The sequence below is a fragment of the Streptomyces zinciresistens K42 genome (genome assembly GCF_000225525.1).
GTDB lineage: Bacteria > Actinomycetota > Actinomycetes > Streptomycetales > Streptomycetaceae > Streptomyces > Streptomyces zinciresistens.
The window spans coordinates 1-10,092 of the sequence record NZ_AGBF01000219.1 but is presented as its reverse complement, the minus strand read 5'-3'; the positions used below and the strand labels follow the sequence as shown (position 1 = coordinate 10,092).

Annotated in this window: 13 protein-coding genes; 8 read left to right on the top strand and 5 right to left on the bottom strand. The window is 74.3% G+C overall.

The window, feature by feature from the left end:
• Positions 1-63 precede the first annotated feature (63 nt).
• Positions 64-291 (bottom strand): hypothetical protein, encoded by a 228-nt coding sequence (locus SZN_RS32040; RefSeq protein WP_043734192.1) that lies wholly within the window; start codon positions 289-291, stop codon positions 64-66.
• Between the two features lie 466 nt (positions 292-757).
• Here SZN_RS32040 and rpmG point away from each other — a divergent pair, with 466 nt between their 5' ends.
• The 3 genes from rpmG (at position 758) to ykgO (ending at position 1,446) form a co-directional block, all read left to right on the top strand.
• Positions 758-922, top strand: coding sequence for a 50S ribosomal protein L33 (rpmG, locus tag SZN_RS32035; RefSeq protein ID WP_007503224.1), 165 nt, complete (start codon positions 758-760; stop codon positions 920-922).
• Between the two features lie 103 nt (positions 923-1,025).
• Positions 1,026-1,283: a type B 50S ribosomal protein L31 gene (locus SZN_RS32030; RefSeq protein ID WP_007503223.1), complete on the top strand. Its 258-nt coding sequence runs from the start codon at positions 1,026-1,028 to the stop codon at positions 1,281-1,283.
• Between the two features lie 40 nt (positions 1,284-1,323).
• Complete coding sequence (gene ykgO, locus SZN_RS32025) at positions 1,324-1,446, top strand: type B 50S ribosomal protein L36 (protein WP_007503222.1); 123 nt, start codon at positions 1,324-1,326, stop codon at positions 1,444-1,446.
• 105 nt (positions 1,447-1,551) lie between these two features.
• On the opposite strand, the gene proP is transcribed toward ykgO, so the two are convergent.
• On the bottom strand, positions 1,552-3,060 hold the full coding sequence (proP, locus tag SZN_RS32020) for a glycine betaine/L-proline transporter ProP (RefSeq protein WP_007503221.1): 1,509 nt from the start codon (positions 3,058-3,060) through the stop codon (positions 1,552-1,554).
• 479 nt (positions 3,061-3,539) lie between these two features.
• On the opposite strand from proP, the gene SZN_RS41680 reads away from it, so the two are divergent.
• Both SZN_RS41680 and SZN_RS32015 read left to right on the top strand, forming a co-directional pair.
• Positions 3,540-3,689, top strand: coding sequence for a hypothetical protein (locus SZN_RS41680; RefSeq protein ID WP_167546341.1), 150 nt, complete (start codon positions 3,540-3,542; stop codon positions 3,687-3,689).
• A 137-nt stretch (positions 3,690-3,826) separates the two neighbouring features.
• A complete protein-coding gene (locus tag SZN_RS32015; RefSeq protein ID WP_007503219.1) occupies positions 3,827-4,375 on the top strand; it encodes a hypothetical protein in 549 nt (182 codons plus the stop codon).
• A gap of 33 nt (positions 4,376-4,408) precedes the next feature.
• On the opposite strand, the gene SZN_RS32010 is transcribed toward SZN_RS32015, so the two are convergent.
• Positions 4,409-4,588: a DUF6480 family protein gene (locus SZN_RS32010; protein ID WP_007503217.1), complete on the bottom strand. Its 180-nt coding sequence runs from the start codon at positions 4,586-4,588 to the stop codon at positions 4,409-4,411.
• A gap of 258 nt (positions 4,589-4,846) precedes the next feature.
• On the opposite strand from SZN_RS32010, the gene SZN_RS32005 reads away from it, so the two are divergent.
• From SZN_RS32005 to SZN_RS31995, 3 genes are all read left to right on the top strand, one after another.
• On the top strand, positions 4,847-6,073 hold the full coding sequence (locus SZN_RS32005; RefSeq protein ID WP_244313453.1) for a sensor histidine kinase: 1,227 nt from the start codon (positions 4,847-4,849) through the stop codon (positions 6,071-6,073).
• Entirely contained in the window at positions 6,070-6,747 is a 678-nt protein-coding gene (locus tag SZN_RS32000; protein WP_007503213.1) for a response regulator, read from the top strand. Before SZN_RS32005 ends, SZN_RS32000 begins: the two co-directional genes overlap by 4 nt.
• A gap of 102 nt (positions 6,748-6,849) precedes the next feature.
• On the top strand, positions 6,850-7,773 hold the full coding sequence (locus SZN_RS31995) for a CPBP family intramembrane glutamic endopeptidase (protein WP_007503211.1): 924 nt from the start codon (positions 6,850-6,852) through the stop codon (positions 7,771-7,773).
• Positions 7,774-7,819: 46 nt separating this feature from the next.
• On the opposite strand, the gene SZN_RS31990 is transcribed toward SZN_RS31995, so the two are convergent.
• A complete protein-coding gene (locus SZN_RS31990; protein WP_007503209.1) occupies positions 7,820-8,350 on the bottom strand; it encodes a DUF6584 family protein in 531 nt (176 codons plus the stop codon).
• A gap of 188 nt (positions 8,351-8,538) precedes the next feature.
• The gene (locus SZN_RS31985; RefSeq protein ID WP_007503207.1) at positions 8,539-10,038 is read right to left on the bottom strand and encodes a cryptochrome/photolyase family protein; all 1,500 of its coding nucleotides are present in this window, start codon (positions 10,036-10,038) and stop codon (positions 8,539-8,541) included.
• Between the last annotated feature and the right edge of the window lie 54 nt (positions 10,039-10,092).

Here is a 10,092-nt window from a genome sequence, read left to right as displayed (position 1 = left end):
CTGGCTGACGATGCCCGGAGCGCCGTACGGCCACCGCGGCGCGCCGGCGCGCCGCCCTCGCGGCTACGCGCCGCCCTCGCGCGCCAGGACGCGCCGAGCGGCCTCCGCCTCGGCCGCCGGGGGCGACAGCTCGTCCAGCGTGTCGAGCCCGTCGTCCGTCTCCAGCTCCCTCTCCCAGGCCGCGGCCAGGCGTTCCTGCTCCTGGACCGGTCTGGTGCCGACGGCCTCGCGGTGATCGGGGTCCAGGGCTGCGAGGAAGCGTCCGACCGGGTCCGTCGGGTCCGTGGGCATGTGGTGCTCCTTGTCGCGGGGAAGGGGGCCACCCCGGCCCAGCATGGCGGAGCACGCGCCGGACCGCTCGCCGGGCACCACCGCGGCCCGTCGCCCCCGGCGGCGCGGACCCGGCCCGGCCGAGCGCCGTCGTACGTCGGGCGATCCGGCCGCAGGGCCTCCGAACAGGGAGAAGAGCGCGGGAATCAGCGGGGGTGGAGGTGTGTTGGGGGTCCGTGGACGGGCGGTTGCGCGCCGGGAAGGGCAGCGGGAACCGGGGGCTCTCCCGGGACGGCGTGCGCCCGGCCCGGCCCGGGGCGTCACCGGCCGCCGGCGTCCCGGGAACAGGAGACGGGCCCGGAACAACCGGCACGGAACAACTGGCCCGGAACAGGCGACGGGCCCGGAATAGGAAACGGGTCAGGACCGTTACACCAGCATCTGACATGTTCGAGTCAATGAACGTGTCGGCGGAAGGGAGCACCTCATGGCACGCAGCAACGCGCGGCCCGTCGTCAGGCTGAAGTCGACGGCCGGCACCGGCGTCACCTACGTGACCCGCAAGAACCGTCTCAACGACCCCGGCCGGCTGGTCCTGCGCAAGTACGACCCGGTCGCCGGCGCGCACGTCCCGTTCCGCGAGGAGCGCTGACCCCCGCGTTGCCCCGCACCCTGCGAAGCCCGTGACGGCTCCGCACCCTGCGAAGCCCGTGACGGCCCCACACCCTGCGAAGCCCGTGACGAAAGGACATCCCATGAGGCCCGGCATCCATCCCGTGTCCCGCCCGGTCGTCTTCCGCGACACCGCGTCCGGATTCACCCTCCTGACCCGCTCCACCCTCGACCCGCGGCGGACGGTCGAGTGGGAGGACGGCACCGCCTACCCGGTGGTGGACGTCGAGATCTCGTCCGCGAGCCACCCGTTCCACGGCGGCACCGCGCGCGTGCTCGACACCGAGGGACGCGTGGAGCGGTTCGAGCGCCGCTACGGCCGTACCGCCGCCCGCCACTGACCCGGGCCGCGTCCGCCGGCCCGTCGAGAGGAGACCCGCCATGAAGGTGCGCACGTCGCTGCGCGCGCTCAAGGCCAGGCCCGGCGCCCAGGTGGTGCGCCGCAGGGGCGTGACCTTCGTGATCAACAAGAGGGAGCCGCGCTTCAAGGCCCGCCAGGGCTGACGCGCCGCGCCCGGGGCCCGGCATCCGCGATCGCCGCGGATGCCGGGCCCCCTTTCCGTGCGTACGGGTCCCGCCGGGGACGCGTACCTGCGCGCGCCCGCCGGGTCAGAACCTCGGCGCCGGGGCCCGGCTCTCCACCATCTCCGCCGCCTCCTCCGGCGTGGCGACCGAGGGGGGCGAGCCCTCCAGGGGCCGGCCGGCCGTCTCCTTCATGCAGGCCACGGCGATCACACCGACCACTGCCGCCGCCATCGCGTAGTACGCGGGCATCAGCTCGCTGCCCGTGACGGAGATCAGCGCGGTGATCACCAGCGGCGTGGTGCCGCCGAACAGGGAGGCGGAGAGGTTGTAGCCGACCGACAGGGAGCCGTAGCGGACCCGGGTCGGGAACAGGGCCGGCAGGGTCGCCGACATCGTGCCGAGCAGGCACACCAGCGACAGGCCCAGCATCAGCATGCCCGCCGACACCGCCACCAGGCTGCCCTGCTGGACCAGCAGGAACGCCGGCAGCGAGAGGACCAGGAACCCGAGCATGCCCGCCATCAGCAGGGGCTTGCGGCCCAGCCGGTCGCTGAGCCGGCCCACCCGGTTCATCAGCAGCATCAGCACCACCATGGTGCCGATCAGGATGAGCAGGCCGTGCGTCTCGGAGTAGCCCATCTCGTCCGAGAGGTACGTCGGCATGTACGACAGGAGCATGTAGTCGGTGACGTTGTAGGCGCCGACCAGGCTGACGCACAGGACGAGGGTCGGCCAGTAGTCGCGGAAGATCCTGGCCAGGTCCCCGGTGGCGGTCGTCTCCACGGCGGAGGCGGCGTCGGAGGCGCGGTGCAGGGACTCGTCCTCCAGCTTCCGGAAGGCGGGCGTCTCGTCCAGCCTCAGCCGCAGATAGAGGCCCACCAGTCCGATGGGACCGGCCACCAGGAACGGCACCCGCCAGCCCCAGGACTCCATCCCGCCGCTGCCCAGCAGCGCCGTCAGGACCGTCACCAGCCCCGCGGCGGCGACGTAACCGGCGAGGGTGCCCAGTTCGAGGAAGCTGCCGTAGAAGCCGCGCTTCCTGTCGGGCGCGTACTCGGCGATGAAGGTCGAGGCGCCGCCGTACTCGCCGCCGGTCGAGAAGCCCTGGACGAGCCTGAAGAAGATCAGCAGAACCGGCGCCCAGAAGCCGATCGTGGCGTACGAGGGGATCAGGCCGATGGCGCACGTGCCGATCGCCATCATGATCATCGTGAGTGCGAGCACCTTCTTGCGGCCGACCTTGTCGCCCATCGGCCCGAAGACCATGCCGCCGATCGGGCGTACCAGGAAGGACACGGCGAAGGTCGCGAACGACGACAGCAGCTGCACGGTGTCGTTGCCGGACGGGAAGAAGACGTGACCGAGGGTGACCGCCAGGTAGCTGTAGATCCCGAAGTCGAACCACTCCATGGCGTTGCCCAGCGAGGCCGCCTTCACCGCGCGCTTCACGGCAGCCTCGTCCGTGACGGTGATGTCCGTGCGCCGCAGGGGAGGGTTTCTGCGCCGTTTCACAGCCCTGAAGAGCGTGCGATGGCGCCTGACGGCCCCCGGGTCGGCATCGGCCTCGACCAGGTCGGTGTCGCTGACCGCCATGAGGGGTCCTTTCTGCCGAGCGCCGATGTCCGCGGGACAGCCCGCTCACCGCCGACACTTGCCGACGCGGCGACCGAACGGCGTCGCCACCGTCACAAGTGCACCACCGGGTACCCGGTTCCCGCCCGTTGTCCCGGTGCCGTCGCGCCCGCCCGGCCGACCCGGTACGACCCGGCCGGACCTCGACCCGACCCGACCCGGCCCCGGACCGAGGTCGGGGAGCCCGCGGGGTCGTCTCCGGTACGCCGCGGCGGCGGCGTCGCGCGGCGGGCCCGGCCGCCGGTCCGGGAGGCCGGCAACTCTCCGGCGGGCGAACCCGATGCGGCGTCGGACCCCTCAACTCCCCGCGGAACCGAGCCCCGTGGCACAAGATCCGCATTCATCGCCCTCCCGAGGGATGACTGGGCCCGTCAGGGGTAATCGCGTGCGTAGGAAGGCTCTCTTTCGGGGGAGTCGTCGCCGACCCCAGGAGGACAGTCGTGCCCGGAATGCTGGACAGGATCAGGCAGTTCACCAGAAGCCCGCAGGGACGCCGTGCCGTCGAGCAACTGCGCCGCGCCTCGGCCGACCCGCGCCGCAGGGCCCAGGCGCAGCGGCTCCTCGGCAGGCTGCGGGGACGGCGTCGCTGAACCGCGCGCTCCCCCTGGGCGGCCGACACGGGGGCGCACTGTCAGTGACAGGCGCAAGAATGCCGACCAGCAAGATCGACATTGGATTCGGAACGACGCGAGCGGTGTCCGTTCCCCGCCCAGGAAAGGCCGTAGCGATGCCCCTCGCGTCCTCCCGCGCCCCGTACTTCGTTGCCGACGCCGACTTCGCGGGGAACATCGTCCATGCCGCGCGCCGGGGCCGGCTGGACCTCGCCGGGCGGACCCCCCGCGCCGACGCCTCCCGTCCGGGTGCGCCCGTCGCGCTCCGCCCGACCGGGCCCAACGTGCCCGCCGCGCCGCGTCCGTCCGGGCCGGGCACGCGGTCCGCGCCGCGTCCGCCCGGGGCCCGGCAGTCGCCGGACGACCGTGCGGCCGACGTGCTGCGCATCGTCGCCGACTCGCGCACACCCGTCTTCGTCACCGTCCACGAGGGCGGACGCATCCGCTACGGCTACTGGCGCCCGGTCGACTCCGCCGCCGGCAGGGGCGGCTGCTACGTCGCCCTGCCGTCGGACGTGTGCGAGGAACTGCGCTCCGGCGGGCACATCGAACTGGGCGAGCCGGTGACCGACCCGTCCAAGACGACCTACCGCGTCAGGAGGACGGCCCGGACCGTGGCCGAGCCGAAGGCGATTCCGAGGCGGGAAGAGGGCCGGGCGGCGTGAGGGGACCGCGCCCGGCACCCTGAGCCGGACCGCTCACAGGCCGCCGATGCGGGCCAGGAAGAACCCGGCGACGACGACGCTGCCGATGATGATCAGGCCGAGCCAGAACATGGGGTGCTCCCACATTCCTCCGTCGGCCCGCTCCTGGTGCGCCTCGGCGATGGAACCCTCGGCGGGGGGCGTCTCCGTGGGCGGGACGAGAGGGTGGGTCATGGGTCCGTCCTCCTCACGAGCACCCCGAAGGGCGACATTACGGACATGTCTCCCCACTGTACCTCCGGGGCGGCGGGGTGCCCCGGGGTGTGTCCGGTGGTGGGTTCCGCAGGGTGCGGCACTCCTCGGCGAGTAGAACATGTGTGCGATCTCGGTGGGGGCGAGTCCTGCCGGCCGGAGGACCGAGCCCGGTGCTCACCCGGTTCCGCGGTTCGGGAGCGCGAACGCGCCCGTGCGCCGGGCCGCTAGGCTCTCCCCGTGTTCGAAGCGGCAGTGGCGTCCTGGGTGAGCAGCAGGCGTGAATACAGCGCCCGTTGGGACCGGCTCGACGCCGTGAAGCGGGACGCGCTCGGCGTCGTGCTCCTGGCGCCCGTGGCGTTCCTGCCGGTCACGGCCCCGGTCGGCGCGCAGTTCGGAGATCTGCCGCAGCGGCCCTACGACATCGCGGGTGTGCTGCTCACCGCGTCGCTGTGGCTGCCGCTCGTCGTGCGCAGGCGGTGGCCGGCGGCCTGCCTCACGCTGGTCGCCGCCGCGTTCGCCGCACGTGAACTGGCCGGATACCCGCCGACGTTCGCCAGCGTGGGACTGTACGCCGCCCTCGCCGGCGCGGGCGCGCACGGCGGTCGCACGGCGGGGAAGGCCGTGCCGTGGGCGGGCAGCGCGCTCTTCGCGCTCTTCGCTCTCGCGCTGCATGAACGGGGATCGCCGCAGAACGCGGCCGCGTTCGTCCTCATCTACCTGGTACTGGCGGCCTTCTGGGGCGCGGGCGTGCTGCTGCGCGGCCGCCGGGCCGCCTCGGCCGAGCGGCGCCTGCTCGCCGCCGAGGCAGCGGTCGCCCGTGAACGGGCGCTCATCGCACGGGAGTTGCACGACGTGGTGACCCACCATGTCACCGCGATGGTGGTGCAGGCCGACGCCGCGCGGTTCGTCCTCGCGGACGCGCCGGACCGGGTCGCCACCGGCCTGGAGGCGATCGGCGACTCCGGACGGCGGGCCCTGTCCGATCTCCAGGACCTCCTGGGCCTGCTGAAGACGTCCCCCGCACGCGAACAGGAGCCGGTCCCCGCGAGCCTGGAGGAACTGGTGCTGCGGACCCGCGCCGCCGGTCAGCCCGTGGAACTGACCGAGGACGGCGAGCGGCGGCCGGCGGGGGCCGCGGTGGAACTGGCCGCCTACCGCGTGGTCCAGGAAGCGCTCACCAACGCCCTCAAGCACGCCCCCGGGCACCCGACCCGGGTCGCGGTGCGCCACCGGGCGACCGAGATGGAGGTCGAGGTGACGACCGGGGCGAGGCCCCTCGCGGCGCCGCGCGGCGCGGCCGAGCCCGAGCGGCCGGCCGAACCCGTCCGGGGCGGCGGCCACGGGCTGACCGGGCTGCGCGAGCGGGTCGCGCTGTGCGGGGGCGAACTGCGGGCCGGCGCCCTGCCGGACGGAGGATTCGGCGTCCGGGCCCGGATGCCCGTCGCGGCCGGGGGAGAGGCATGACCGTCAGAGTGCTGGTCTGCGAGGACCAGGAGCTGGTGCGGACCGGCTACGTCACCATCTTCTCGGCCCAGCCGGACCTGGAGGTCGTGGGCGAGGCGGCCGACGGGCGCGCGGGACTGGAGGCCGCGCGGCGGCTGCGTCCGGACGTGGTGGTCATGGACGTACGGCTGCCCGTCCTCGACGGCATCGAGGCGACCCGGCAACTCGCCGGCCCCGGCGTCGCCGAGCCGACGAAGGTCCTGGTGGTCACCACCTTCAACCTCGACGAGTACGTGTACGAGGCACTGCGGGCGGGCGCGAGCGGCTTCCTGCTGAAGGACGCGCCGCCGCGCACGCTCGTCGACGGCGTCCGGACCGTCGCCGCCGGGGAGGCACTGCTGTCGCCCGCGGTCACCCGGCGCCTCGTGGGCCGGTTCGCCGACCGGATCCGCCCGGCCGGGCCGCGCGCGGCGGACGTTCCGAGCGCCCTGGCGCCCCTCGCGCCGCGCGAGATCGAGGTGCTGCGGCTGATCGCCGAGGGGCTGTCGAACGCCGAGATCGCCGACCGGATGGTGCTGAGCCGCGAGACCGTGAAGACGTACGTCTCCCGCATCCTGACCAAGCTCGGCCTGCGGGACCGCGTCCAGGCGGTGGTCCTCGCCCACCGGGCCGGCCTCGTCGCCGCCACCGGGTGAACAAGCCCGCCCCGAGACCGGGTTGTCCCCCGCGAGAGCCACAGCCCACTGTCCACCGCAGGGGGACGCGAGCGGCGGGCCCGTGCTCGTAGCGTGCCGCGCATGTACTTCGCCCACGCGGCAACGCGCCTGCGGTCGTCGCTGACCGCCCTGTTCGCCCAGACACCCGTCGTGCCGTCCCGCCCGGCGCGCTCCGCCGCGGTCCGCCTCCTCGTGCCGGCGGCGGCACTCGTCCTCGTGACGGCGCTCGCCGCCGGGGTGCGTGCCCTGGCCGGCGACAACCCGGTGCTCTCCCTGCTCGGCGGCGCCGTGATCGCCATCGGGGCGCTGTGCGGGTACGCCGCCCTCGTACGGTTCCTGGAACAGCGCCCGGTCACCGAACTCGACCCCGCCCGCGCCGTGCCGGGGCTGCGCTCCGGCACGCTCACCGGCATGGGCCTCTTCACCGCCGTGCTCGCGCTGATCGCGCTGAGCGCCGACTACGGCACCGAAGGCGGTGTGTCGCTCGGCGGCGCCCTCACCGTCCTCGGCCTCATGGCGGGCGTCGCCGTCGCCGAGGAACTCCTCTTCCGCGGCGTGCTCTTCCGCGTGGTGGAGGAACTCGCCGGTACCGTGGGCGCCTTGGCGGTCTCCGCCGCGCTGTTCGGCGGTCTGCACCTGCTCAACCCCGGGGCCACCGTCCGGGGTGCGCTCGCGATCGCCGTCGAAGCGGGGCTGATGCTCGGCGCCGCCTACGTCGCGACCGGCGCCCTGTGGCTGCCGATCGGCCTGCACTTCGGCTGGAACTTCGCCCTCAGCGGCGTCTTCGGCGTGACCGTCTCCGGCGACGACAGCACGCCCGCGGGCCTGCTGCGCGGCGTCCTCACCGGCCCCGAGGCCGTCACCGGCGGCGGATTCGGCCCCGAGGCAAGCGTGTTCGCCGTCCTGGTCTGCACCATCCTCACCGTGCTCCTCCTGCGCTCCGCCAAGCGCCGCGGCCGGATGGTCCGCCGCGCCTCGCGCGCCGCACGCGCCGAACGGGACTGAACACCCGCCGACCGCCGAGGCGTCGGCAGCCCCCCGGCGACCTGTGTCAGTCGAAGAGGGCCACGACTGCGGTCACCCAGACCGCGAGGAACGCGACGACACCCACCAGGCAGCCGCCGCACATCAGCACGCCGCCCGCCGTCCACGGCCCCGGGGGCTCGTCCTCGTACGGGTCCCGCAAGCGGTCCAGGCAGGAGTCGGGGTCGTCCCAGTCGACGGCGTGCCCCAACTCCCGGGCGCAGGCGGTGCGTACGGCGGCCAACCGCTCCTCGGCGACGGAGGTGGCGGCCAGCGCCTCGGGACCGCGCCAGGCGAGGGCCTTCGTCCGCCACGCGGGAGACCCGTACCGCGTCTCGAACGCCGCGGTCTCCTCGGCGTCGCGGTCCTCTTCGAGGTACATCCACCGTCCCGCCTCGGCGGCGTCGCCGTAGAGCCGGTACACCCCGGCCAGACGCCGGCGCAGCGTCAGGTCGTAGGGGAACGACGACACGAGGCCGCGCAAGCGCTGACGCGCGAGGGGAATCCGGCCGGCGGCCAGATCCGCGTCGACCCGGGCAAGGGTCTCTCCGAGGGGCATGGGCACATGGTCAGGTGTCCGACCGAGCCCCGTCGAAAGGTTTTTGCGGTCCGGGGACGGGGCGGCCCGCACGGCCCCGGCCGTCGGACGCCCTCGCGCCGCGACGCCTCCCACCCCACGGGCATCCCGCCCCGGGCGCCGCCGTACGGCACGAACGTGCCCGGCCCCGCACCGGGACGGTCCGCCGCTCAGGGCGCCGAGTCGCCCCGCGCGCGCTCCTGGCGCCGGACCTCGTCCAGGTCGGTGAGCCGGTCGAGACCGCGCACGGCCCGCGCCATGCGGTGGTTGTGTTCGAGGGCCGTCCGGTGCCGGTCGAGGAAGTTCCAGTAGCCGGCGGTGTACGGGCAGGCGCGGGGGCCGGTGCGGTCGCCGGGCCGGTACGCGCACGGCCCGCACAGGTCGCTCATCCGGTTCACGTACGCGCCGCCCGAGGTGTACGGCTTGGTCGTCATCCGGCCGCCGTCGGCGTACTGGGACATGCCGACGACGTTCGGCACCATCACCCAGTCGTAGCCGTCCACGAAGCAGCGGTGGAACCAGTCGGTGACCCGCGCGGGGTCCCAGCCGCGCTGGAGGGCGTGGCTGCCGAGGACCATCAGCCGGGGGATGTGGTGCGTCCAGCCGGTGTCGCGCACCTGGGCGAGGACGGTGCGCAGGCAGCGCGCCCGCACGGCGTCGGCGTCCAGGTCGTTCCACCAGCCGGGCAGCGCCGCGGTGTGGCGCAGCGTGTTGGCGTCGCGGTACTCCTCGCCGAAGTACCAGTACAGCTGCCAGACGTACTCGCGCCAGCCCGCGATCTGGCGGACGAAACCCTCCACGCTGTTCAGCGGCGCCGCGTCCGCCCGCCACGCCGCCTCGGCCCGTTCGACGCACTCGGCCGGGTCGAGCAGGCCGAGGTTGAGCGAGGACGACAGCAGGCTGTGGCTGAGCACGGGGTCCCCGGCGAGCATCGCGTCCTCGTACGGGCCGAACGTCGCCAGCCGGTGCTCCACGAACCGCGCCAGCGCGGCCCGCGCCTCGGTCCGCGTGGCCGGGAACAGCCGCGGCCCGTCCCGCCCGACGAAGGAGACGTCACCGTCCTTCTCCCAGCGGTCGAGGTCGCGGCGCACCTCCTCGTCGATGCCGTCCTCGCGCGGCCGGTAGGGTCGGCCGACCGGCAGCACGTCCGTGCCGCGGGGCGGCGGCTCGCGGTTGTCGTGGTCGAGGTTCCACCGGCCGCCCGCGGGCCCGTCGCCGTCCATGAGCAGCTCGTGCCCGCGTCTGACCCAGCGGTAGAAGTCCTCCTGGCGCAGCCGCTCACCGCCCTGCCCGTCGGCCCAGGCCGCGAAGTCGTCCAGCGGCACGAGGAAGCCGCGCGCGGGCCCCACGGTCACCCGCGGCAGCGCGCGTACCAGCCGCAGCGCCGCGTACGAGGTCGGACGGTGCACGGTGACCCGGTCGCGGCCCGCCGCCCGCTCCAGCCCCTCGCGGTAGGTGTCGGCGCGGACGTAGCGGACCCGGTCGCCCAGTTCGGCCGCCCGGTGGCGCATGGCGGAGAGCACCAGATGGGCCTTGGCGCGGTGGAACCGACGGCGCCGGAACACCGACCGGGACTCGATCATCAGCAGGGGGGTGTCACGGGCGAGGCCGCTGCCGGGTGAGGGGCGCAGGAAGTGGGGTCCGAGCTGGTCGCCGAAGAGCCAGTGCATGTGACGTGCCTTCCTTCCGGCGACGGGGTTCGCGCGGCTCGGCACCGCCTGCCG